Genomic DNA, 23,525 nt, shown 5'->3' with positions numbered 1-23,525 from the left:
ATAATAGCGCGCTCAGGTTCCCTCTACCCTGGTGTAAAAAAAGGCCGCTTTATGACTGTCAGTACTGTTTTGATAACCCCGATTGAACCCATTCGCTATAGCCGTGCTTTATTTTGGCTAGTCAGCTTGCATATCTTTATCATCGCAAGTAGTAACTACCTGGTGCAATTACCTGTTGAGCTGTTTGGCTTTATCACCACCTGGGGCGCTGTTACCTTTCCTTTTATATTTTTGGTTACTGATTTGACCGTGCGTATCTTTGGTCAACATCTTGCTAGACGCATTATCTTTTTTGCTATGCTGCCTGCGCTATTGATCTCTTATTATTTTTCAGTAGTATTTTCAAATGGTCAGTTTATCGGTCACGAACACCTGCTGGATTTTAATCTGTTTGTTTTTCGCATTGTTCTTGCAAGCTTTAGCGCTTATGTTGTCGGGCAGCTGTTAGATATTCAAGTATTTAATAGATTACGCCGTCTTAGCGTCTGGTGGATTGCGCCCTTAGCATCGACGTTTATTGGTAATCTGGTCGATAGCTTGTGCTTTTTTGCCATCGCTTTTTATAAAAGCCCAGATCCTTTTATGGCGTCGCATTGGGTTGAGATCGGCATGATGGATTACTTGTTTAAGATAGTCATGGGCGTGTTTATCTTCTTACCATTATATGGTGTGATATTGGCAAAGTTGCAGAAGATGCTGGCAGGGAAGTAGATCATAAAAGTAGTAAGGTATGTGTACATCCGTATTCAGTAAGCTCTACAAACAGATGTAAAAACAGGTCATAACCGATAGCGGCGATGACCTGTCATTTTATGGCTCAAATCAATTTAAGTATTAATATTAGAGTTATCAAAACCTATTCAAGCACTTCTTGCTTACGATATTTAAGTGAAGAAAGTAGCGCCCAGCCAATAAAGGCGATACCGATAAGGCCAGTAATCAGCTCAGGTACGTGGAACTTCACTGACAATAGCATAATAATTGCCAACGCACCGATAGCGTAGTGCGCGCCATGTTCAAGATAAACGAATTCATCAAGCGTGCCTTTGTCCACTAAGAAAATGGTCATAGAACGTACAAACATTGCACCGATAGCAAGGCCTAGCATAATAACGATAACGTCGTTGGTAATCGCAAATGCGCCGATTACACCATCGAAACTAAACGAAGCATCAAGGACTTCTAAGTATAAGAAACCAATGATACCGCCTTTCATAATGGCACTGGTTGCTTCCCCGCCTGACATACCGCCTTCATGTTCTAAGTCTTCTTCAAGATCGCCTTCAAGCATACCGGATACCACTTGTACGCCCAAATAGACCAAGATACCCCAAACGCCAGCGATCAATACCGCAGAAGCTTGTTCTGTGCTGGCCCATGATACTGCAATCATTAAAATGATAAGTGCGACAAAGACACTCATAGCATCAACTTTGCCAAGCTTAGCCAAGCGACTCTCAAGCCATTCAAACCAATGCACATCTTTATCATCGAAAACGAAGTTCAAGAAGACCAATAGTAAGAAAATACCACCAAATGCTGAAATTTCAGCATGATGTGCCATCAATCTGGCAGAGTACTCTTCTGGATTATATAGAGCCAAGTTGATCACCTCCATCATACCAAGGTCAGCGGTGACCGCGACAATGACGATAGGAAAAACCAAGCGCATACCAAATACCGCAATTAAAATACCAACGGTTAAGAAGATTTTTTTCCAAAATTCATCCCAGCCTTTGAGGACTGAGGCGTTGACCACCGCATTATCAAACGATAATGAAATCTCCATGACGGCCAAAATAGCAGTAATAGATAGGGTGGCTATCATGCCGCCTAAACCGCCATGTGAATATCCCCACCATGCCGCTACCGCTAGGGCAATGGCTGTAAAGATAAAGTCTAAATAAAAATGTCTCATGACACATCCTGTCTGGTTGCGTAAAGCTAAGGTCGGCCTATTATAGACACAAACCACAAAAAAGTGGCTATTGCTAACCACTTTTTATGCATAATTCTAACCGAAACATAAAGCATTATCCGTCGTTTGGCTACCAATAATAATGACTGTCTGGCAGTTGTATTTAAGACTGGTAGCCAAGCAACCTCTACTTTATATTTTGGATGTGATAATTGTTAAAGTATCAGTCTACGTACTGAATTAAGAACAACTTTAAATATCCACACCATACTGCTGACACATGGCTTGTAGGCCGCCTGAGTAGCCCTGACCGACAGCGCGGAATTTCCACTCACCATTATGGCGATACACTTCGCCAAATACCATCGCCGTCTCAACGGAGTAGTCTTCTGCCAAGTCAAAGCGAACGACTTCAGTACCTGTCTCTTCGTTAACGACGCGGATGAAGGCGTTGGCTACCTGACCAAAGTTTTGACTACGGGCGGCCGCATCATGGATAGTAACGGTAACGACGACCTTGTCAACATCAGTAGGTACTTGGGTTAGGTTTACTTTGATGACTTCATCATCACCATCACCTTCGCCAGTACGGTTGTCACCGGTGTGCTCAACTGCGCCATTGTCGGACTTGAGTTGATTATAAAAGATAAAGTCATGATCACCGCGTACTTTGCCAGCCGTACTTAGCAAAAACACACTGGCATCAAGATCGAATTCTGCGCCAGACGTCGCGCGCTCGTCCCAACCAAGACCGATAAGCAGTTTGGATAAATTTGGATCGGTTTTCGTTAGCGATAAGTTACCGCCTTTATTAAGTGATAAAGCCATTTGATAGTCCTTATTATTAGAGTAAGTTCAACGTTTTATTAAAATCGTGTTGATGTTGAGACGATACAAGGAAGAATAATATTGCATCAAAAATGGTGCAAAACCAACACGTAATAACGTTCTATCATAACAACAAAAAATGACCCAATCAAAGCAGATTGGGTCATTGTTGTGTTTATGACAAGGTGAACTACAAATAATAATATTTAAATACTACAGTGAATTTTAATACATCTAAACTCTAGCGATGACGAATCTCAAAACTTTGATGGATGGGTTTTTTAATATTAAAGTCAAAGCCAATAGTCTTTGAAGTAATATCAACGATAGCGTAGCGCTCGCTCAGCTGTTCATCTAATTCAAAGCGAGTAAAGTTGTTTGAAAAATACAACACGCCATCTGAAGTCAAACGATTCATAGCACGGTTGATAAGGGCAGCATGGTCACGCTGTACATCAAAAGTACCCTGAAACTTTTTTGAGTTTGAAAAGGTCGGTGGATCGATAAAGATAATATCAAATTGCTCAGTATTGTCCTTAATCCACTCAAAGATATCAGCCGCAACGAATTGATATTTGTTACGACTAACATCCAGACCATTGAGTACAAAGTTTTGTTTGCCCCAGTCTAGATAGTTCTGTGACAAATCAACACTAGTGACTTTTTTTGCGCCAGCAAGGGCTGCGTGCACACTCGCTGTACAGGTATAAGCAAATAAGTTTAATACCGATTTACCGCAACTGTTGTCTTTGATACGTGCGCGCATATTACGATGGTCAATGAATAGACCAGTATCGAGATAATCAGTAAAGTTGACATAAAAATATGCACCATCTTCACGAGCGACATAAAACTTACCACGTTTTTCAGTGTCGCCTTGCTTGCTATATTGATCATTGCCAGATTGACGTGCACGGGTTTTGATAAAAACTTGCTCGCGGTTGATATCAAATACCTCACGAATACCCATCAATGCCAAATTAAAGCGTTTTTTGGCAGTTTCTGGCGGAATGGTTTTGGGCGGTGCATATTCTTGCACATGCGCATAATCGCCATATAGATCAATTGCGACTTTGAAATCAGGCAAATCAGCATCGTAGACACGGATATTACTGACGTTGTCTTTTTTGGCCAGTTTTTTAAGCTTAGCAAGATTTTTTTGCAGACGGTTGATGAAGTCCTGACCATCTTCTACGTCAATCTCACTCTTTTCAAAGCGACTAACAAGGTTGCCCGTTTGTCCAGCGATGAGTGTTCCGTAACGGAAATAAACGGTGATAGCACCATTATGACAACGTAATGTTTTGGGCGCTTTAATCGGCAATATATCAACTTGTTCGACGTTAGCGGCCAAAATACCAAGCATGGGGTCAATTCCGCTACCAGCAAAGCTATCTTGCAAGATGAGCCCTAACGCATGGTATAACGGTTTTATCATCTCTTCATCACCCAAACGCTCACCATAAGGTGGGTTGGTGATGATTAAAGGGTTGCTCAATCGACCATCATCGACCAGTGGTTTTAACACACCACTTAATTGGTCAAGAGCGCGAGTTTCTATGTCCAGTAGCGGTAGCAAATCTTGCAAACCTGCTGCAATCAGGTTTTTCTCTGTCGCTAGAGTCGCACCGCTATCTGCATCGTAACCTAGTATAAGAGGCAGGGTATCTGGCTGCTCATGAGCAATCGCTAAAGCGTCGCGAAAACGTGTCTGCGCATCATCAATCATTTGCTGCCATAGCGCATCATCATGATGTTGCCATTCATAAAAACCAAATTGATTGGCCGCTTTATCGATACCGACTGCATAATCACAATGCATAAGGAGCGCTTCGATAACAAACGTACCAGAGCCGCACATAGGGTCGATGAGAGCATTATAAAAAGGTGCGTTACCAGCGTCGTTTTTCTTATGCCAACCAGCACTATAGAGTAGGGCAGCTGCTAGGTTTTCTTTTAATGGGGCTTCGGTCATCGCCACACGGTAACCACGGCGATGCAAACTGGTACCTGATAAGTCTAGATACAGCTCAGCTTGTTTGTCGTTGACAGTCGCAAATACAGAAAAGTCTGGATTTTTACTATCGACATTAGGACGGCTGTCATAAACTTCATTAAAAGTATCGGCAATCGCATCTTTGATACGCAGCATCGCAAACTGTTGACTGACAGCAACACGCTTGTCAACAGACAGGCGAATCGCAAACGTTTGCTCCAAGCTAAACTGTTCAGTCCAGTTGACCGATTTTGCCAAGCCATAAAGCTGTTCTGCCACATCATAATCTGTATTGATGTTTTTACGTTTGATAAGCATTAGTACTCGTGACGCCACACGAGACCACAAGCAAATCGTATATAGATCTTGCAAAGTGCCGGTTACTGCCAGACGGCCCGTACTTTTAATGTCACTTGCAATACCAAAACTTGTCAGCTCAATCTGTAGGGGCGCCTCAAGTCCATCAGCACAGGTAATGATAAGATCAAGCGACAACGCTGGTGGAGATACTGTGGAAGAGAGGGGCGAGGCTGTTTCGGACATACGGATACCTGTGGGCTAAATGGATAAATGAGGCGCATCATAAAGTACGATGTTTAACCCGCGATTTTACCATATTTCAGGATAGGATGGTTTAAAGTGGTTGGTATTAAGCAATATAGTCGATACTAAGTGTTTGAGTGTGCTAACTAATGATATGCACCAATACCCAATATCTAATGCGTCTCGACTGTTTTACTTTTCATTTTTGGTTAAGGGTAGCGGTTCTGTTTTTGTTTCTGGTTCTGCAATGACTTGCGTTGTGGTTGCAAAAGGTTTGGTAGCGATGGGGTAGTCGACATCCTTTGGCATGAGCAACCGCATATGCGGGTAGGGCGTTGAGATATTGGCAGCATCGAAAGCGCGTTTGATATCTTCTTGTAGGTTTTCTTTAATTTTTGGCATACGTGCTACGGCTGCAGGCTTCACCCAAAAGCGCACAATAAAGAATACGCCATATTCTCCAATCTCATCGACTGTGGCTGAGGTCTCAGGACGACTTAACACAACATCGGTGTCAGTCAATACTTGTAAAATCTCTTTGCGAGCTGTATCGATATCATCTTCGAAGGCGATACGCATCCGAAGATCAAATCGTATAAAGTTCTTAGAGGTCAGGTTGATCACCTCAGAGGAGGCCACGTTAGAGTTTGGAATGATAACGGTGATGTTGTCTCGCGTCAAAATATGGGTGGTGCGCAAGGCAATAAGTACCACACGCCCTTCGTTTTCATTAATATGAATCCAGTCGCCCACCTGAAACGATTGTTCGAGCAAGATTGTGATACCGGCGATGAAGTTGGCAAGTGTTGATTGTGCTGCAAAGCCGACTGCCAAGCCAACGATACCAAGACCAGCTACCAAAGATACAATATCGAAGCCAAATTGGGCCATGACGCTGGCAAGTCCAAGCACCCATATTAGTACAGATAAAATATTTTTGAGTAGCTGCTCGATAGAGGCATTAAGACCATAGTGTTGCAGTACTTTATGAATGATCTGTCCTGATGACGTCCACAATATATAGTAGATACCTGCCCAAATACTGGCCTTTGCTGTGGCTTTAACAGTACTTGGCTCAAAGTTAATCTGACTCATAATGGCGATTAGACTAGCGACAACCCATATATAACGCAGTACTGAGCGTACGATGTTACTACGTCGCTCATTAAGGCGAAACCGTGTCTTATTGTGCTTGATAATATAAATCGCCAGCCAATAAAAAAATCCTAACACTGCAAGCAGTATCAGGATTTTGATGCCAGTACTAACCAACTCTACTATCTGAGTGGACCAATCAAAAGAATCTTCTTCTACTGAGCCACCAAGCGCAAGATATAAACTGGTATGTAGATCACGGATAATCTCTTCAAAAAAATCAGTAATACCAGCAATTGCCATTATCTTGTCCATGCAAAGTTAAGTCTCAAATTACTACAAGCTTTGTGCCAATCAACAGTCTAAATAGGGATTGGCACAAAGCATATCTCTTATTTGAAAGTGTAACTGAGCAGACAACTAAAAGCTATACTCCTGTGCATCTTGAGATTGATAGGGTATCTCCATTTTATGCTGGACATCGCGCAGAGCAGTACGCAGACCTTCTAAAATAGTAGGATGATAAAAAGGGGTGTCGAGTAAATCTTTGACACTTATATCATTGGTAATAGCGGTCGCCAATATATGTCCAATATACTCAGCATCTGGACCAACCATACTGGCACCTAAAACTCTATCAGTTTTTTTACAAGCATAAATATGCAATAGGCCGCAGTTGACACCCATAATACGACTACGTCCTTGGTTGTCAAAACTGACACGGCCGATGACATATTCTAACTCTGGATCCTGTTGTATCTCAGGTAGTGACATACCAACGTTGACAATCTGCGGTGAGCAAAACACGATAGAAAAAGGAGTAGCTGGCGGACGTATATAGGCATTTGCTTCATTTTTGCACACTTTATTACCTGCACTATAGCCTTCATCACTAGCAACATGTAATAGAGGGATATTAGCATTGGCATCACCAACAATGTAAACATCAAGATCACCAATCTGACCCGTTTTCTTATCTAATTGTTTTGGACGGTTTTTGTCATCAAGCTCAACATCTAAATTTTCAATACCCAATTGTTCAATATTATTACGACGTCCAGTCGCGACTAGTACACGTTCACCTTGCCATTGCTGCATCTTACCTGCACTGTCTTCATACTCAATGAAGGCGGACGCCATATCCTCTCCTTCAACAGTTTGCGTACCTACATTATTGATCTTACTGCCCAAATGCATAGTCAATTCGCGGTTTAAACAAACGATTGCTTTATTGTTGATGTCATCATCTTTAAGTCCAGCAACGCGTTTATCACGATTGAATAAAGTGACCTCTACACCTAAGCGTTTAAACGCTTGCGCAAGCTCTAATCCGATAGAACCTGCACCTATGACGGCTATAGATTTGGGCAAGTCTGTCAGCTCAAAGACGGTATCAGACGTCAATAAAGTGTCACCAAGATTGTCAGACCAGTCATCTGGGATATAAGGAGAGCTGCCCGTAGCCACGATAATTTTATTGGCTTTTATCAACTCATCATTAACTTCAATCAAACCTTGTTTATTAATATGCGCGCGCCCTGATATTTTCTTGTTTTCAGGCCAGCTATCTACTTGCTTCTTAATATAGCTTGCAAAATGGCTACGCTCATCACGGACACGTTCCATTACTCGTTTGCCATCTATCTGAGTCGTAGTATGAATGCCAAAGTCTTCAGAATGATTGGCGTCATGAGCACGATCAGCTGCGGCAATTAAAAGTTTACTTGGCATACAGCCGACTTGGATACAGGTTGTACTCCAAAACCCGTCATTAATAATAACAATGTTTTCAACAGTTTTACTGGCTTGACGAAACGCGTTCTGACCTGCAGTACCAGCACCAATTACCGCTACCTCTACCTTACGAGTGACGTTCTTATCAGTGTTACCAGACGATTTGCTCATATTATCCTCAGTTAGTTAATTATTTATATCTATATTTGACGATTTGTTTTTTTTAAATAGTGGGCTTCAATACTAAAGCTTATCTAAACGTTATACACCTGTGCATACGTAGCAAGCTGTTGCAAAAATGTGTCATTATATCCTCAGATGACATAAATGCTTTTACAAAAATATTGATTGAAAATGATAAATATAGTTTCTGTTTTGTCAGAAAGTTTCATAGCAAGTGCTAATAATAAAGCGATGATTACGAAAACTTTGATATACAATTAAGTTTACTAAGTCGACATGGCAAACATATGTCATTAATGGATGATACGCTAACAAGCTTCTATGAAGCTATTAAGGAGTTAAACGCGACTGAAAGTGTGACAACTTTAACAACCCAGATTTAGGATTTATAAAAAATAGTCTTTTATTGTTAAAAATAAAGAAGCCTTCATAGCTCTGATAAATACCGATAATCTTTATCAAAGTTAAGAAGGCTTTTTAAACATTTACTTGTTTTTCAAGCAATATTAATCTAAGTGATTACGCACTTAGTGTCTCTAACAAACGCTCAGTATAACCTTTTGCTCTTAGGTTGCGCTGCGCGTGGGTCAGTGTCCCGTCCTTATCAAATACAAATACTGAACGCACAAGGCCCATAGTGATTTTTCCATACATGTTTTTTTCTTTGATAACGTCAAAGTACTGGCAGAGTTTTTCATCACTATCGCTAATAAGTGGAATTTGTAGATCGTATTTGGTGATAAACTTCTTATGAGACTCAACGCTGTCTCTTGATACGCCAACGATATCATAGCCAAGCTTATCGAAAACAGGTAGATGTTCTGTAAACTCTGTGGCCTGCGTAGTACAACCAGATGTATCGTCTTTTGGATAAAAGTAAAGAATCAGTCCTTTATCGGTATGCTCTACAAGCTCTTTTAAGCCGATACTATCATCAATCAAGTGACCATCTAAATTGCGAACGATCGCTACTGGAAAATCTGGTAGGGTAATACTTTCTGTTGCTGGCTTTGCCATATTAACTTCCTTATCTTATTGAATTCAAAATATAGTCGATGTCAGTTGACTCATTATAGTTAAATTAATAACAGTGATTGATAAATTTTGTATGTTGTTTATTTACTAGCAAAAAAAAGACTGACGATTGTCAGTCTTCTTAATACACGTATTTAAAAAATAACTTAAGCAGGCTTTTGAGGTTGTTTTAAGTCCAGACCTTTAGTGCATTGCTGCAAATCTTTTTGCATTGTTTTTACGTAAGGTAGGCCTGATGGGTCTTTTTTATCTTTTGCGTAGCTTTCAATTTCCCACATCTGACCAATCGTCATTTTACTGCGCACATCGATGGTACAGTTACACAGTTTAGTGGCGGTACTTTTGTCAGCGACTTTATATTTGACCGCACCAGTAACGCACTGATTAATGTTGTTTTGCTTGATATCAGTAGCATTTGCTTGCGGCATAGCGACCAGACCGATTAATGCTAGGGGTAGTACTTTTAATAACTTCATATACACTCTCTTATAAATAAACACAGCGCCGATAAAACAAACGCTAAATGAATAATACTGTTGATAGCCAGATACTGTTAAAAAGCTTTTCATCTATCGGCTATGCTGTTATTTGTAAACGATATCTAGTGGGGGTATAAGGCTTTATACCATAACAACTATAGCTATCAATGAACACTGTGTGCTTGCTGTGTTGATGCAATCAAATGTTACGCTTATGTTTGTCAGCTTTATGGTCTGTGCTTTGAGCATAAAGCAGTGTTTAGATGAAGACATTCAAACATAAACTTAAATACACAAGCAAACTCAAATGTTTGAATTTATTCAGGACGTTGGTACTGTACTTGGTAATGCGTAGGATCAGCAACGCCCGCTTGAATAAATCCTTGACGACGTAGCGCACAGCTGTCACAAACACCGCAAGCAAGCCCATCTTTATCTGCTTGATAACAAGAAATGGTCTGTCCGTAATCGACACCAAGCGTAAGTCCAAGCTCAATGGTTTGTGCTTTAGACAATCTCTGCAAAGGTGTTTGAATGCTTAAATGATGACCTGTAACGCTAGCTTTGGTGGCAAGGTTTGCCATGTGTTCAAAGGCGGCGATGTACTCAGGACGGCAATCAGGATACCCAGAATAATCTACTGAGCTGACACCAATAACGATATGATTGGCAGCCGTTACTTCGGCAACTGCCAACGCATAAGATAAGAATATGGTGTTACGCGCAGGTACATAGGTATTTGGAATGGCATCGTTATCAATCTTATCGTGCTTTTTATCAGGGAATTTATCCGCATCCCCATCAGGGACCGTCATACTGTGATCGGTTAATGATGAACCACCAAGCTGGGCAATATCGATATCAATAATGCGGTGATTCACTGCCGCAGTTTTAGCAATCGCTTTCGCTGCGACAAGTTCACTATTATGGCGCTGACCATAGTTGAAGCTGACTGCGGTTACAGAAGCATAGCGAGCCTTCGCCCAGTACAAACAAGTGACCGAATCAAGCCCACCTGATAGTAAGACGACAGCATTTTGATCTTGTTGAAGCGTATGTGCATGAGTTTTGGATACTGAGCTGGAAAAGTCAGATTGCGAGGTAATATCGGTCATAGTAGTATCTATTATTGAAAAGCGAAAAATGGCCATTTTAACAAAAATACGGCTACTATTACATAACCATAGAAGTTATAAGATCTGTATGGATAAAAAGGGTATTGAATTTTATGACTTTAAACCCTGTAATTTAATCTCATCTTTTCAAACTGTTAGCATTTTTTGTTATAATCGCTGCTGCTTTTAGCGCATTAGTAGTAACACGTCATTAAACCTTGTTCTACTATCAATTGCTTTATCGCCAAATCACCTTTGTAAAGATACTGAGTAATCTATGACCGTAGCGACCTTATTCACGCCAAAAAATACGCTTGAGTCTGACAAGATGTCTACTAAAGCACATCTAGATAGCCATACTTTAGAAGCTGATGCTTATAGTATGGAGTATGATGACGCTGATGACATCGCTACAGAATCTGCTTCCAAAGATTTAGCTGATGAACAAACTCTGACAGAATCTGCATTATTTCGCAAATTACAAAAAAAGCTACGCAGGCAGGTTTCGTGGGCCATTCGTGACTTTAACATGATTGAGGATGGTGACGTCGTGATGGTATGCGTTTCGGGCGGTAAAGATAGCTATACGCTGTTAGATATCTTACTGCTATTGAAGCGTATTGCCCCAATCAGCTTTGATATTGTCGCAGTCAATCTTGATCAAAAGCAGCCTGGTTACCCAGAGGATATCCTGCCTGCTTATTTGAATGAGCAAGGTATTGCACATTATATTTTAGAAAAAGACACTTATAGTATTGTCAAAAGCGTCGTACCAGAAGGTAAGACCTATTGCTCAGCTTGTTCACGTCTGCGCCGAGGCTCGCTATACGGTTTTGCTAAGCAAATCGGTGCAACCAAAATAGCCCTCGGTCATCATCGCGATGATATGTTAGCCACTTTCTTTTTGAATCTGTTTCATGGTGGTGCACTCAAATCAATGCCGCCAAAGCTGCTGAGCGATGACAAGCAAAATATGCTTATTCGTCCATTGGCTTATGTCGAAGAAAAAGACATCATTGAATATGCCCGCTTAAAAGCATTTCCTATCATTCCATGCAATCTATGCGGCAGCCAAACCAACTTGCAGCGTGCCATCATCAACGATATGCTGCGCGATTGGGATGACGCGCACCCGCAGCGTCTGGCCTCGATATTTAAAGCCATGCAAAATGTTGCGCCATCGCAATTAGCTGATCGTGAATTATTTGATTTTGAACAGCTAAGACTAGAGCGTGATAACCATGAGCGTCTATTTGAAGGGGATAATATCCAAGCAGGGCAGACCGACAGTCTTGCTGAAATTGGTCTGCCTGTCGCGCCAAAGACTCAGACTTTTCATGCAAAGTTTGATAATAACCACAAACAGTCAGCAGCTTTGGATAACAGAAAAGAAAGTAACCGTGCCACACAAAAAATTCCTACGATTAATCCACTTCTTTAGCTGCTTATTTAACTAAGTAAAATTGGCTAGTACATAAAAAAACCAGCTTTTAATAAGCTGGTTTTTTGTGGTTTTAAACGAGTTATTTTGAAAACTATGTCCAAAAAGGCTTAACTTTTGGCAAACACTGGCAGTGGATCAAAACTGACTTCTGGACGAGGCAATTTTGCAACGTCTTGCATACGCCAGTCGTCTTTACCATCATTGCTCACTTGCAAATAGTATTTGGCTTTTACTGAATCAATATCCACTTTGGCACTATATCTATTCCCTTCTTGATGCTCTAGCACCACGTCTCGATCCTTTTTGACATCTGTTGCATGTGAAATCGAAAGCTCTAATGTATCAGGGTAGGTAAGTGGTTTACCATTTAACAGTTTGCCTGTTTGTAAGCTCTGCTGTGGATAATCAAGGTAAAAAGTAATATCTCCGTTTGAGGTAAATTGCATTTTGCCACTCAAGTCTAAATCGTATGTCAGCTTATCGCGTGATACATCGTGATAAAGCGTTTTGCCGTCCATATACCAATCATCACGTACCACACTGTCACGAATCTGATAAGAGTAGTAAACAAACCAAAGACAAGCGATAACCACAAAAGCGGGCATACCAATGACAAAGATAATCACCATATAATTTTTATACCATGGTTGGCTATCTTGATGCTTAAAACTTGGCGAAGAATTTGGTGTAGACATAGAATACCTATTAGATGTATGAGCCGATCAATGTGCTATTACCTAGATTGAGTCTCTAATATACAGACACTCAATCATAGATTATACCTTATCTTTCAAGTATTTACTGGCCTTGAGTCGTAAAAATGTTTTGTTTACTGACTTTATACTGACCATCCTCACTGACCACGTTTAAAGTAACAGGCGTTTGACCAGATTCAATAATATCAGGGTCACCATAAATACTCACAGGCATATCGAAGCTTTCGCCAGCTTCTAATGGCACGTCGTTAAAACGCAGCACTAAGCTAAGACCATCTTGCGGTGCGAGCGATATTTTGTAAGCGTGAGGCTCTTGGGTTTTGTTGGTTAGCTTCACAATGTAGCTGTTTTCAATCATACCTTGGTTAGTTAAAGAAGACAGCTGATTACGGTCACGGCGAATGTCAATTTCTAATGGCACGCGATCAGTTAATGCATAGATAAGACCCCCACATAACACAGTTAATAGGGTCAAGTAAGCAAACAAACGTGGGCGTAAGACACGGCTAGGCTCTTTTTCAGCCAATTGTCTCTCAGTTGTATACCTTATAAGCCCGCGTGGATAGCCAACTTTGTCCATGATTTCATTACAGGCATCGACACACGCTGCACATTGAATACAAGCAACTTGTAGGCCGTCTCGAATATCGATACCAGTAGGGCATACCTGCACACACATTTGACATTCGATACAGTCGCCTAAATGGTCTGGATTGGTACCTTTTTTTCGTGCGCCGCGAGGTTCACCGCGTTCATAATCGTAAGATACGATAAGAGTGTCTTTATCGAACATGACACTTTGGAAACGACCATAGGGGCAAATTTGAATGCACATCTGCTCACGCATATAACCGGCGTTAGCATAAGTCGAAAAAGCGAAAATAAATATCGAAACCCAAACCCAAGTTGGCCAATCAGGAAAAGGGATGAACCCTATCATCTGCCAGCTGTTGTACAGTGCTTCTGTTCCTGATACATAACTGACAAAGGTCGTGGCAGTAATCATCGAAAACACAAACCAAATAAAATAAATCAAAAACTTTTTAAATGCTTTACTCGCACTCATCGGCGTTTTGTCAAACTTAATACGCTTGTTACGATCGCCAATGATTAACTTCTCAACATATTGAAACAGATGCGTCCAGATGGTTTGTGGACAAGCATAACCACACCATACTCGACCAGCATAAACGGTGACCATAAACAGCGTAAAAGCGGCAATAAGAGCAAACGCGGCAATAAAATAAAAATCTTGCGTCAAAAACGTCATGCCGAATATATAGTAGTGCTGTGAGGGCACATCAAACCATATTGCTTGCCTACCGTTGTAACGCAACCAAGGTAAAATTAAAAATAACGCTAAAAACGCATACATACTGATGACACGGATATTTTGATAAAAACCTTTGACGAATCGAGGATGTATACGATGCTTTGTCGCATCAAGATCTATTTGTTGTACTGGGATTTTATTAGGTTGTGGTGCTGACATAAACTTGCCTCTTTAAAAAAAAGAATCAGTTCGCTGGCATGGGTAACATACATAAAGTGATGCAAGGCTTAGCATTGTTATCAATGTCAGTAAGTAGTTAAAGCATAAACATGGCACAAAAAAACTGACCAACTACCAAATGATTGATTGTAAATAACGGGTTTTAATACTGGCTATTTTACCATTTACCTTAATATAAATGGGGCGATAGGCTCAAAAAACAATCATTATACGAATATAAAATATTTTTATTATGAATGTTTAAACTCAAAAAAGGAGAGCCGTCATAACAGCTCTCCTTTGTTAACGCTCATTACTAATCAGTCTAGATAGTTAAGAACTTAATTGCTGCTGACTACTGGAACACTCTCGGCCGTTTTTGGCATAGAAGCCGCAGCTTTCACATTAGCGCCGTTCTTGGTAGCTGCTGATCTGTCTGATAATGAATAAACATAAGATACTACAAGCATAATACGCTCATTACCCAATTTGGTTTCCCATTCAGGCATGACGCCTGCACGGCCATAACGTAGGGTATCGCGAACAGTCTCACGCTCACCGCCATACAGCCAAATGTTATCAGTCAAATTAGGCGCACCAGTTGAAATCATACCTTTGCCATCTTTACCGTGACATAAAGCACAGTTCGCATCATAGATAGATTCGCCTTGGGCAACTAAAGTTTTATCCAGCTCACCGTTATTCTTATGACCGTTGTTATCAGACAATGATAGAACATACTCAGAAGCTGCACGAACACCTTCTTCACCAATCTGATCACGCCATGCTGGCATACCACCAACGCGGCCTTTATGTAGCGTGGTGAGTAGGTTTGCCGCCTCACCACCATATAACCAGTCGTTATCCGTCAAATTAGGATAACCTGTGGCTCCTTTAGCGTTTGACCCATGACACACTGCACAGTTTTGTAGGAACAAACGGCTACCTACTTTTAGTGCGTTAGGGTTTTGTGCCAGTTTTTCGATTGCAGGCGCAAGATCAGTAATTTTTTCGTCAATCTTAGATTGCAAATCCGCTGGTGGGTTGTCACTACGTTTCAAAGTATTTTGTAACTCTGATAGCTCACTTAAAGTCTGAGCAGCATCAGTAGCATCCGCTTTTACCAGAATACTTTTTTCAAAGTTATCGGTAAATACTTTATTGTTGCTTTCAAGTTCACTATTTAACTCATTGTGAGAAGTCCATGGTACAGTCTCGCCATCAACTTCTACCGTTGCAATACCGTCCCAGTGTTTTGGGAACATCGCTGGAAAAAATATCCAATAAGCGACCGCCCATACAATAGAACCAAAAAATATTACTAGCCACCATTTGGGTAGCGGTTTGTCGTATTCTCGAATACCATCATACTCATGTCCTGTAGTGCCGTCCTCTTCTACTTCTGGCTTATACTTTAGTACCATTAGTAAAACTGCGAGAATACCTAACCAACACGCAAAGCTCAGTATAGTGATCCAAGAACTCCAAAAAAATGTCATCATTCATCCTTATTGCGCGGCTGGTCAGATGAGGATTCTTTGTCCTCATCATCAAGCGCAAGTTGTGCATCTTCTTCGAAGCGTTTTTTGTTTTTTGGCGAATACGCCCACCATGCAACGCCCAAAAAAGCGATAAAGGCGGCAACCGTTGCAATGGTTTGTAGTTCACCAATACTCATTAGCGCTGTCCTTCCATCGCTGTACCCAATTGCTGCAAGTAGGCGACTAAAGCATCAAGCTCTGTAGCACCCAGTACTGCATCAGGAGCACCTTCAATGTCTTCTTCAGTGTAAGGTACGCCAAAACGGTCACGGAATAGACGCATCTTAGTTTGAACATTGTCACCATTGACTTCATTGGTTGCAAGCCATGGGAAACCCGGCATAACAGATTCAGGCACCAACGAACGCGGATTGATTAAATGCTGCTTTTGCCAATCATCAGAGTAGCGTTCACCAACACGAGCCAAATCAGGTCCAGTACGCTTCGAGCCCCATAAGAAGGGATGATCCCACGTAGACTCAGCAGCACGTGAATAGGGTCCATAACGTTCAACTTCTGCACGTAACGGACGAACCATTTGCGTATGACAAACATGACAACCTTCACGAATATAGATGTCACGACCTTCAAATTCTAATGCAGTCCATGGTTCCATAGCAGGAAGAGGAGCGTTGACCCCACCATCCTCAGGACCTTTGTTATCATAAATGAGTGGTACGATTTCAACTAGCGTTGCAAAGCTAATAGCAATAACAATACCGATGACCAACAAGCCTGTATTTTTTTCAATAATTTCATGCGGTGTACCAGCCATGATCGCTCCTTATACGTTAGCTGTCGATGGTTTTTCGACACTAGGTTCATGATCCGTTGGATCTGCAACATCTACAGGCTTACCTTCTGGCATCTTGAGCGTTTTATAGCAGTTATATGCCATAACAAACATGCCTGATACATATAAGAAGCCACCAAAAGCGCGACCAATATACGGGAAATGTGAAAACTCAACCGTATCAACGAAACTATATACCAAAGTACCGTCAGGGTTAGTTGCAAGCCACATCATGCCTTGACCAATGCCCGAGATCCACATAGAGACGATATAGAAGATTGTCCCTGCAGTCGCCAGCCAAAAATGCGTAGTGATTAAACTGATCGAGTACATCTTTGGTTTGTTATAAATACGTGGTAACAATACATATAATGAACCGATAGTAATCATACCAACCCAGCCAAGTGCCCCTGAGTGTACGTGACCGACCGTCCAGTCAGTGTTATGCGATAAGGCGTTGACTGTCTTAATCGACATCATTGGACCTTCAAACGTCGACATTGCATAAAATGACAATGCCACAATCATAAAGCGAATAATCGGATCCGTACGCAGTTTGTCCCAACTGCCTGATAGTGTAAGCACACCATTAATCATACCGCCCCAAGAAGGTGCAAATAGGATGATTGAGAACACCATAGCAAGCGACTGCGTCCAATCTGGAAGCGCTGAATAATGCAAATGGTGACCACCAGCCCACATGTATGAAGCAATTAACGCCCAAAAGTGAACGATAGACAAACGATACGAATAAATCGGACGACCAATCTGTACTGGAACGAAATAGTACATCATTCCAAGGAAGGCAGCTGTTAGATAAAAACCTACTGCGTTATGTCCGTACCACCATTGCACCATCGCATCAGTTGCACCGCCAAATAACGAGTAAGACTTAAATGCACTAACAGGAATGGCCATGCTATTTACGATGTGCAGTAGGGCAATCGTAATAATAAAAGCACCAAAAAACCAGTTAGCCACATAAATATGTGACGTTTTACGTTTAATAAGGGTGCCAAAAAAGACAATGGCATAAGATATCCATACCAAAGCAATCAAAATATCAATTGGCCACTCAAGCTCCGCATACTCTTTAGTAGAGGTTAAACCTAAAGGTAGAGTAATTACAGCGGATACGATAACTGCTTGCCAACCCCAAAAGGTAAACCAAGCCAGATAGGGGGCAAATAGTCTTGTCTTACAAGTACGTTGAACGACATAGTAAGAGGTTGCGAACAGGGCAGAGCCACCAAACGCAAAAATGACCGCATTGGTATGTAGCGGTCTTAAACGACTAAAGGTCAGCCATGGAATGTCAAAGTTAAGTGCTGGCCATGCCAACTGTGAAGCAATGAACACACCAAGACTCATGCCGACGATGCCCCATGCAACGGCCATAATCGTAAAAAATCTTACGATAGTAATTTCGTATTCACGGTCAACTGGGGCGACTGCTGTGTTTTGTAAACTCATTGGATGATTCCTTTACAGCCCGAATTATCAATAGAACTAACTAACGCTCCACGTTACGTATATGATAAAACATAATGAACGTGACACATGATATTGTCCGACTCACCTATTACCGTAAGGGTTTATTAACTACTTTATTAAACTTTTCGCAGGGGATTGATTAGTAATGATGGCACGAAAGAAACAAGGCTTACGACTACTATTCAGCGAGACTAAGGCAATTAATATATCGTTACAGTTAATGCGAAAACAAACCGACTTTAGGCATCAAACATCTATTTTACAAAGCGTGAATGATAGAGGTATGCGAGCGGCGGCTGACAAAAACATATTGACGTAATATTTAGTTAAAATTCCTGATTCTGTTTAAGGTATTGTAACGCAATCTTAATAAAATATCATCAGAACTATGCGTCAAAATACAAACTCTTTGGTAAACCATACGGCTAACAACCTTTACTTATAGCTAAGTGAAAGGATGGTAAAACGTTATATTTATGATAAAAATAGATGTAGCTCTAAGCTGACAGTAAAGAGTAACTAACCTAGTCACTCTATCATTCAATAGCGTTGAATTTCATCATACATCTTTATTAATGCTACTAACTTATCTGTCTCTAACCATATGATTTAACTTATGATACGCTTATAAAGTAGATATGTTAAGAACATTTTTTGAAGTTTATCAAGGTTTTATCTTATGTAATAGTATTGGCTTATTAAAGCAACAACTTATATATGACATGTAGTTATTCAAAGTCATCGGCGCTCATCATAACAAAAAACCTTAATATATCAATACAAAAAATAAGGATTTTTCTTATAAGCTTCATAGAAGCTAAAGCTCAGTGTGAAGCACTAAAGTATGTTGATCAGCAACGGTCTTAAACAAAACCAACCATACTAGCATTTGTTACAATTCAGAAAAATCTCATATTTTTGGGTTTTACTTATTATAAAATCACGCCATAATGACATGCAGTAATATTAGCAATGACATTAATCGTAATTTTTTAACGTAAACAGGATAATAATATGGCAGTTTTTTTGACGGATGCATGGTTTGAGCAGGTAGCGCAGTTAGGGAATGAAGCTGGTGAGTTGAATTTACCACCAGCATTGGCAGACATGGTTATTAATTTAAAAGTTTCTGATGCTGAGCAAGATATCGAAGCCAGTTTTTCAGACGGCTTACTTCATCAAGGTTTAAATGATAATGCTACTACTACGCTGCTACTTGATCGTGATACTTTACAATCTATCATCACAGATTTTGACATGAATGAGATTATGGGTGCTTTTATGGGGGGTAAGATTCGTGTCGAAGGAGATATGTCACAGTTGATGGCATTACAAACTGCCCGTCCAAGTACAGAACAAAAAGAGCTATTTAAAAAGATTAAATCCATGACTACTATGGCGTAAAGCACTGGTCAAACGGTGTCAGGTAAATGATGTTACTCTTTGGCCTGAGATAAAAAGTCTGTAAGTAAAAGCCTTTAAATAAAAAGCCTTTAATGTTAATTAGAGGCTTTTTATTTTTGCTAGATGTCGGTTGTAGACAGTGTGTCTGTTTAGACTATTATAAAGATATCAGCTGGCCTGAGTCTGTATTTGTACTTTTGTGTTTTTAGAGTCCTGATTTTCTTTATAAATCGCTGCTTGTAGCCAGATATTTGCTTGAACATAATTATTTACTTTGATGGCCTTTGTGCTTGCCGTACTCAGAGCGCCGATACGCACAACAAATGGGTCTGCATCCTGCTCACGCAATATAACCACATCGAACAAAATAATAGGCTTGTCATTGAACGTTGTTTCTTGTTTGCCAATAACTTGCCCCTGACACCATGCTTCGTCTTCTTGGCCGAGTGTATCGCCAAATAGATAAGCACACATATGACCCAAGTTAATCTCTACTGGTGCCATCTGTTCTTTGGTTTCAGGTTGCCAACCTTTAATCTGTTCTTGAATGTCTTCTGGTACTTGTCCATCATTGGCCGCAACGATATCGTTAAAAGCGCGATGATAGCGAATCGCTTCTTGATCCTCGACCATAATGACTTCCTCTTGATCACTGATCGAGATTTCGTGAGCCCAAGCGCTAAAATTCACAAAATAAGGCGTGCTTTGTTGATATAAGTGGCGATTGGCTGTATAGAGCTGGTCAAAAGCATAAATAATACTGCCATCAACACTACGCAGGCGTAACACTGCATCATGCGAGCTGTCACTGACAATCATACGCTCAATCGTACAAGTCAGACCATAGGGACCATTGACGCATGGATAGGCGTTAATAAAGCATTCAGGTTTGCCATCTTTCATGGCAAGTACTTGATTGATATGGCAAGGCTGATCCTCAGACAGTAGCAAACAAGCGTCTTGGGCACTCGCATTAGCATTAAGGCCCTTGGGCATGGTCGCTTGTTCGATCATTTTTTGTAGCCACTCTGGCACATCACGACTCATATCATCAGTCAAGATACGCCAATGATCAGCGTGCCCTGCCGTTTGCTCATCTGTTAAAGTAATTTTGGTCGGAGATTGTACGTTTTTATATTGATAATTAATAGTCATGAAAATACTCAAACTTAAGTCTGCCATGGAGTTTGGACGCCAAATAGCGCAAAAAGATTTTATTTGTTACTAACACAGTAAGCCAATACCTAAGCAATATATTATATACAAGCTCAATATTGTGCTATGTTTGCGCAGCATCAACGGGTCAACAAACAACAATGATGGGTTAATGACAATTGTCCTTAGCATATAATATATAGGTATAGACACAACTAATAGCAAGCCCTTCTTAGAAAAATAATAATAAAGCCCTATATTTTGCTAAAAAAGACTAGCTGTTTTCACTAATGACTGGCACATGTTAGAAAAATTGTGTCAAACTATCCACTTTTTTGGTAGCCATGATTGGGACGTCTAAAACCTTATGTATATGTTTGTCGCATATTCATATAACCATGACCAGTACTGGCTCAGTTGCTTATTAAGCGCGGCAAGCTCGTTAGCTTGCGTTAGTGTGCTTATCTGACAGTTGCTCACCTAGATAAGATAAAGAGTTTGAATATGTTTCGTCCTTTAGCATTATTTATTGGTTTACGGTATACCCGAGCAGAGCGTAGTAATCGCTTTATCTCGTTTATATCGCTCATCTCAATGATTGGTCTAACCCTTGGAGTAGCGGTATTGATTACCGTGCTATCAGTGATGAACGGCTTTGATCGAGAGTTAAAAACCCGTATTTTGGGAATGGTGCCGCAAGCGACTGTAACGTCGCCTGAAGTCATCGGCGATTGGAAGCAGCTTGCTGATCGTATCAAAGAAGACCCAGAAGTTGCAGCAGTTGCGCCATTCATACAGTTGCAAGGTATGCTGACTTCTAATGGGCAAGTTGCCGGTATTATGGTTACAGGTGTTGATCCTGAGTACGAAAAAAATGTCTCGATTATTAATGAGCATATGACTGAAGGCAGTATTGATACATTAAAAGGTGGTGACTTTAGCATTGTACTGGGCGAGGAGATGGTGCAGTCTCTGGGTTTGAATATTGGCGACAAGGTCACATTGGTGCTACCAGAAGCGTCACCATCACCAGCTGGTGTTATACCGCGCTTTAAGCGTTTCACCTTGACAGGTATTTTTAGTATCAGTCCAGAAGTGGATAGCTTGATGGCATTTATTCCGATGAATGATGCCGCCAAATTGCTGCGTCTCCCTGAGGGCGCGCAAGGTATTCGTATGAAGCTTGATGATCTATTTAATGCACCGATGGCCGCGCAAAAAGCAGCGGCAATTGCACCAGAACAACTGTATCCCAATGACTGGACACAAACTCATGGCAATCTATTCGGCGCCATTCAGATGGAAAAAGCGATGGTCGGGTTATTATTGTTCTTAATTATCCTTGTCGCCGCCTTTAATATTGTCTCAAGCTTAGTCATGCTCGTCACGGACAAAAAAGCAGATATAGCGATTTTAAAGACTTTTGGTGCCTCTCCGCGTCTGATTACTCAAGTATTTATGGTGCAAGGTGTGGTCATCGGGGTCATTGGTACCGTCGCTGGTACTATGCTTGGGGTCATTTTCGCCTTAAGTATTAGCGATATTTTAGGTTGGATCAATCAAAGCTTTGGTCTAAACCTGTTCGATGCTTACTTTATTAACTATTTACCATCACAGCTACGCTTGGTTGATGTTGTACTAATCACTGGCGCATCGTTTATTTTGAGCTTTTTGGCCACTATCTATCCTGCACGCCGGGCAGCCAAAATTCAACCTGCTCAAACGTTGCGTTATGAGTAGTAACATTGACGGTTATACGGCAGCAGTATAAAAATATAATTATAGACTTTTAAGTGTCAGCGTTTGATTGACAAAAATTTGAGTGAAGGAAGCGGTATGGCGGCCATTTTAGAGGCAAGCAACATTAGTAAGGTATATGATGAGGGTGCAGTGCATACGCAAGTGCTGACTGGATTGGATTTATCTGTCAATGCAGGCGAGCGCATCGCTATCGTTGGTACAAGCGGATCAGGTAAGAGTACTTTGCTGCACTTATTAGGCGGTTTAGATACACCAACTGATGGTGAAGTATGGTTGCATGGTAAGTGCTTGAATCATATGAATGAGACGCAGCGCGGCGCCATGCGCAATCAGTATTTGGGTTTTATCTACCAGTTTCACCATCTATTGGCAGAATTCACTGCGGTAGAGAACGTCGCCATGCCTTTATTAATGCGGCCAAAAGTTTCTACAACAGACGCGCGTCTGCAAGCAGTCGAGCTGTTAGAAAACGTGGGTTTGGGTCATCGTTTAGATCATAGACCAGGAGAGTTATCAGGGGGTGAGCGTCAACGCGTGGCTATTGCCCGTGCTTTGGTGACTAAACCATCGCTTATATTAGCGGATGAACCGACTGGTAACTTGGATTATGACAATGCTCAATCTGTCTTTGGTTTGCTATCAGAATTACAAAGTACGATGCAAACAGCGCTGCTAATGGTGACACATGATCGTAATCTGGCTGCATTGGCTGATCGACAATTATTGCTACGAAATGGCCATTGGGCTGAGTATTAAGCCGCTGGGCATGTACCGATAGCAAATTATATTTATATAATTT

20 protein-coding genes are annotated in these 23,525 nt (G+C 41.0%); 5 read left to right on the top strand and 15 right to left on the bottom strand.

What is annotated here, in order from left to right; translation table 11 throughout:
- The first annotated feature begins 51 nt into the window (after nt 1–51).
- Complete coding sequence (locus tag Q0890_RS01830; protein WP_299216762.1) at nt 52–711, top strand: 7-cyano-7-deazaguanine/7-aminomethyl-7-deazaguanine transporter; 660 nt, start codon at nt 52–54, stop codon at nt 709–711.
- Between the two features lie 145 nt (nt 712–856).
- Here Q0890_RS01830 and Q0890_RS01825 read toward each other — a convergent pair whose 3' ends face one another.
- The 8 genes from Q0890_RS01825 to queC form a co-directional block, all read right to left on the bottom strand.
- Nucleotides 857–1,918 (bottom strand): DUF475 domain-containing protein, encoded by a 1,062-nt coding sequence (locus tag Q0890_RS01825; RefSeq protein WP_299216759.1) that lies wholly within the window; start codon nt 1,916–1,918, stop codon nt 857–859.
- 252 nt (nt 1,919–2,170) lie between these two features.
- On the bottom strand, nt 2,171–2,746 hold the full coding sequence (locus Q0890_RS01820) for a TerD family protein (RefSeq protein ID WP_299216756.1): 576 nt from the start codon (nt 2,744–2,746) through the stop codon (nt 2,171–2,173).
- A 241-nt stretch (nt 2,747–2,987) separates the two neighbouring features.
- On the bottom strand, nt 2,988–5,285 hold the full coding sequence (gene rlmKL, locus Q0890_RS01815; RefSeq protein ID WP_299216753.1) for a bifunctional 23S rRNA (guanine(2069)-N(7))-methyltransferase RlmK/23S rRNA (guanine(2445)-N(2))-methyltransferase RlmL: 2,298 nt from the start codon (nt 5,283–5,285) through the stop codon (nt 2,988–2,990).
- Nucleotides 5,286–5,477: 192 nt separating this feature from the next.
- On the bottom strand, nt 5,478–6,683 hold the full coding sequence (locus tag Q0890_RS01810) for a mechanosensitive ion channel family protein (RefSeq protein ID WP_299216750.1): 1,206 nt from the start codon (nt 6,681–6,683) through the stop codon (nt 5,478–5,480).
- A gap of 117 nt (nt 6,684–6,800) precedes the next feature.
- On the bottom strand, nt 6,801–8,285 hold the full coding sequence (locus Q0890_RS01805) for a dihydrolipoyl dehydrogenase (RefSeq protein WP_299216747.1): 1,485 nt from the start codon (nt 8,283–8,285) through the stop codon (nt 6,801–6,803).
- Between the two features lie 531 nt (nt 8,286–8,816).
- Nucleotides 8,817–9,314, bottom strand: a complete 498-nt coding sequence (locus Q0890_RS01800) for a peroxiredoxin (protein WP_299216744.1) — start codon at nt 9,312–9,314, stop codon at nt 8,817–8,819.
- Nucleotides 9,315–9,478: 164 nt separating this feature from the next.
- Complete coding sequence (locus Q0890_RS01795; RefSeq protein ID WP_299216741.1) at nt 9,479–9,808, bottom strand: hypothetical protein; 330 nt, start codon at nt 9,806–9,808, stop codon at nt 9,479–9,481.
- 320 nt (nt 9,809–10,128) lie between these two features.
- A complete protein-coding gene (gene queC / locus Q0890_RS01790) occupies nt 10,129–10,926 on the bottom strand; it encodes a 7-cyano-7-deazaguanine synthase QueC (protein WP_299216738.1) in 798 nt (265 codons plus the stop codon).
- Nucleotides 10,927–11,203: 277 nt separating this feature from the next.
- Here queC and ttcA point away from each other — a divergent pair, with 277 nt between their 5' ends.
- Nucleotides 11,204–12,367, top strand: coding sequence for a tRNA 2-thiocytidine(32) synthetase TtcA (gene ttcA / locus Q0890_RS01785; protein ID WP_299216735.1), 1,164 nt, complete (start codon nt 11,204–11,206; stop codon nt 12,365–12,367).
- A gap of 110 nt (nt 12,368–12,477) precedes the next feature.
- Here the strand turns inward: ttcA and Q0890_RS01780 are convergent, their stop codons facing one another.
- The 6 genes from Q0890_RS01780 to ccoN all read right to left on the bottom strand — a co-directional run bounded on the left by Q0890_RS01780 (nt 12,478) and on the right by ccoN (nt 18,385).
- Entirely contained in the window at nt 12,478–13,065 is a 588-nt protein-coding gene (locus Q0890_RS01780; protein WP_299216732.1) for a FixH family protein, read from the bottom strand.
- A 103-nt stretch (nt 13,066–13,168) separates the two neighbouring features.
- Nucleotides 13,169–14,578 carry a cytochrome c oxidase accessory protein CcoG gene (gene ccoG / locus Q0890_RS01775; protein ID WP_299216729.1) on the bottom strand — a complete coding sequence of 470 codons (1,410 nt, stop codon included), beginning with the start codon at nt 14,576–14,578 and terminating at the stop codon, nt 13,169–13,171.
- 341 nt (nt 14,579–14,919) lie between these two features.
- Nucleotides 14,920–16,077, bottom strand: coding sequence for a cytochrome-c oxidase, cbb3-type subunit III (ccoP, locus tag Q0890_RS01770; RefSeq protein WP_299217981.1), 1,158 nt, complete (start codon nt 16,075–16,077; stop codon nt 14,920–14,922).
- The gene (locus Q0890_RS01765; RefSeq protein ID WP_299216726.1) at nt 16,077–16,256 is read right to left on the bottom strand and encodes a cbb3-type cytochrome c oxidase subunit 3; all 180 of its coding nucleotides are present in this window, start codon (nt 16,254–16,256) and stop codon (nt 16,077–16,079) included. The genes ccoP and Q0890_RS01765 overlap by 1 nt, the downstream gene beginning before the upstream one ends.
- A complete protein-coding gene (gene ccoO / locus Q0890_RS01760) occupies nt 16,256–16,894 on the bottom strand; it encodes a cytochrome-c oxidase, cbb3-type subunit II (protein WP_299216723.1) in 639 nt (212 codons plus the stop codon). Before ccoO ends, Q0890_RS01765 begins: the two co-directional genes overlap by 1 nt.
- Before the next feature lie 9 nt (nt 16,895–16,903).
- Nucleotides 16,904–18,385, bottom strand: coding sequence for a cytochrome-c oxidase, cbb3-type subunit I (gene ccoN / locus Q0890_RS01755; RefSeq protein WP_299216721.1), 1,482 nt, complete (start codon nt 18,383–18,385; stop codon nt 16,904–16,906).
- Nucleotides 18,386–19,420: 1,035 nt separating this feature from the next.
- Between ccoN and Q0890_RS01750 the strand changes: the two genes are divergently transcribed.
- On the top strand, nt 19,421–19,810 hold the full coding sequence (locus Q0890_RS01750) for an SCP2 sterol-binding domain-containing protein (RefSeq protein WP_299216718.1): 390 nt from the start codon (nt 19,421–19,423) through the stop codon (nt 19,808–19,810).
- A gap of 168 nt (nt 19,811–19,978) precedes the next feature.
- Here Q0890_RS01750 and Q0890_RS01745 read toward each other — a convergent pair whose 3' ends face one another.
- Complete coding sequence (locus Q0890_RS01745; RefSeq protein ID WP_299216715.1) at nt 19,979–20,965, bottom strand: hypothetical protein; 987 nt, start codon at nt 20,963–20,965, stop codon at nt 19,979–19,981.
- Between the two features lie 504 nt (nt 20,966–21,469).
- On the opposite strand from Q0890_RS01745, the gene Q0890_RS01740 reads away from it, so the two are divergent.
- Together Q0890_RS01740 and lolD are read left to right on the top strand one after the other, a co-directional pair.
- Nucleotides 21,470–22,705 carry a lipoprotein-releasing ABC transporter permease subunit gene (locus Q0890_RS01740; protein ID WP_299216712.1) on the top strand — a complete coding sequence of 412 codons (1,236 nt, stop codon included), beginning with the start codon at nt 21,470–21,472 and terminating at the stop codon, nt 22,703–22,705.
- A 96-nt stretch (nt 22,706–22,801) separates the two neighbouring features.
- Complete coding sequence (gene lolD, locus Q0890_RS01735; RefSeq protein ID WP_299216709.1) at nt 22,802–23,482, top strand: lipoprotein-releasing ABC transporter ATP-binding protein LolD; 681 nt, start codon at nt 22,802–22,804, stop codon at nt 23,480–23,482.
- Nucleotides 23,483–23,525: the final 43 nt, after the last annotated feature.

The sequence above is a fragment of the uncultured Psychrobacter sp. genome (genome assembly GCF_947488565.1).
Taxonomy (GTDB): domain Bacteria; phylum Pseudomonadota; class Gammaproteobacteria; order Pseudomonadales; family Moraxellaceae; genus Psychrobacter; species Psychrobacter saeujeotis.
This window is presented reverse-complemented; position numbering and strand designations above follow the sequence as displayed.

Bases quoted from the DNA above. Each gene is read 5' to 3' on its own strand.
- Q0890_RS01750 (WP_299216718.1), top strand. From the start codon at position 19,421: ATGGCAGTTTTTTTGACGGATGCATGGTTTGAGCAGGTAGCGCAGTTA.
- Q0890_RS01745 (WP_299216715.1), bottom strand. From the start codon at position 20,965: ATGACTATTAATTATCAATATAAAAACGTACAATCTCCGACCAAAATT.
- Q0890_RS01800 (WP_299216744.1), bottom strand. From the start codon at position 9,314: ATGGCAAAGCCAGCAACAGAAAGTATTACCCTACCAGATTTTCCAGTA.
- Q0890_RS01820 (WP_299216756.1), bottom strand. From the start codon at position 2,746: ATGGCTTTATCACTTAATAAAGGCGGTAACTTATCGCTAACGAAAACC.
- ttcA (WP_299216735.1), top strand. From the start codon at position 11,204: ATGACCGTAGCGACCTTATTCACGCCAAAAAATACGCTTGAGTCTGAC.
- ccoG (WP_299216729.1), bottom strand. From the start codon at position 14,578: ATGTCAGCACCACAACCTAATAAAATCCCAGTACAACAAATAGATCTT.
- Q0890_RS01780 (WP_299216732.1), bottom strand. From the start codon at position 13,065: ATGTCTACACCAAATTCTTCGCCAAGTTTTAAGCATCAAGATAGCCAA.
- Q0890_RS01825 (WP_299216759.1), bottom strand. From the start codon at position 1,918: ATGAGACATTTTTATTTAGACTTTATCTTTACAGCCATTGCCCTAGCG.
- Q0890_RS01805 (WP_299216747.1), bottom strand. From the start codon at position 8,285: ATGAGCAAATCGTCTGGTAACACTGATAAGAACGTCACTCGTAAGGTA.
- Q0890_RS01830 (WP_299216762.1), top strand. From the start codon at position 52: ATGACTGTCAGTACTGTTTTGATAACCCCGATTGAACCCATTCGCTAT.
- ccoO (WP_299216723.1), bottom strand. From the start codon at position 16,894: ATGGCTGGTACACCGCATGAAATTATTGAAAAAAATACAGGCTTGTTG.
- ccoN (WP_299216721.1), bottom strand. From the start codon at position 18,385: ATGAGTTTACAAAACACAGCAGTCGCCCCAGTTGACCGTGAATACGAA.
- queC (WP_299216738.1), bottom strand. From the start codon at position 10,926: ATGACCGATATTACCTCGCAATCTGACTTTTCCAGCTCAGTATCCAAA.
- rlmKL (WP_299216753.1), bottom strand. From the start codon at position 5,285: ATGTCCGAAACAGCCTCGCCCCTCTCTTCCACAGTATCTCCACCAGCG.
- Q0890_RS01810 (WP_299216750.1), bottom strand. From the start codon at position 6,683: ATGGCAATTGCTGGTATTACTGATTTTTTTGAAGAGATTATCCGTGAT.
- Q0890_RS01740 (WP_299216712.1), top strand. From the start codon at position 21,470: ATGTTTCGTCCTTTAGCATTATTTATTGGTTTACGGTATACCCGAGCA.
- ccoP (WP_299217981.1), bottom strand. From the start codon at position 16,077: ATGACATTTTTTTGGAGTTCTTGGATCACTATACTGAGCTTTGCGTGT.
- lolD (WP_299216709.1), top strand. From the start codon at position 22,802: ATGGCGGCCATTTTAGAGGCAAGCAACATTAGTAAGGTATATGATGAG.
- Q0890_RS01765 (WP_299216726.1), bottom strand. From the start codon at position 16,256: ATGAGTATTGGTGAACTACAAACCATTGCAACGGTTGCCGCCTTTATC.
- Q0890_RS01795 (WP_299216741.1), bottom strand. From the start codon at position 9,808: ATGAAGTTATTAAAAGTACTACCCCTAGCATTAATCGGTCTGGTCGCT.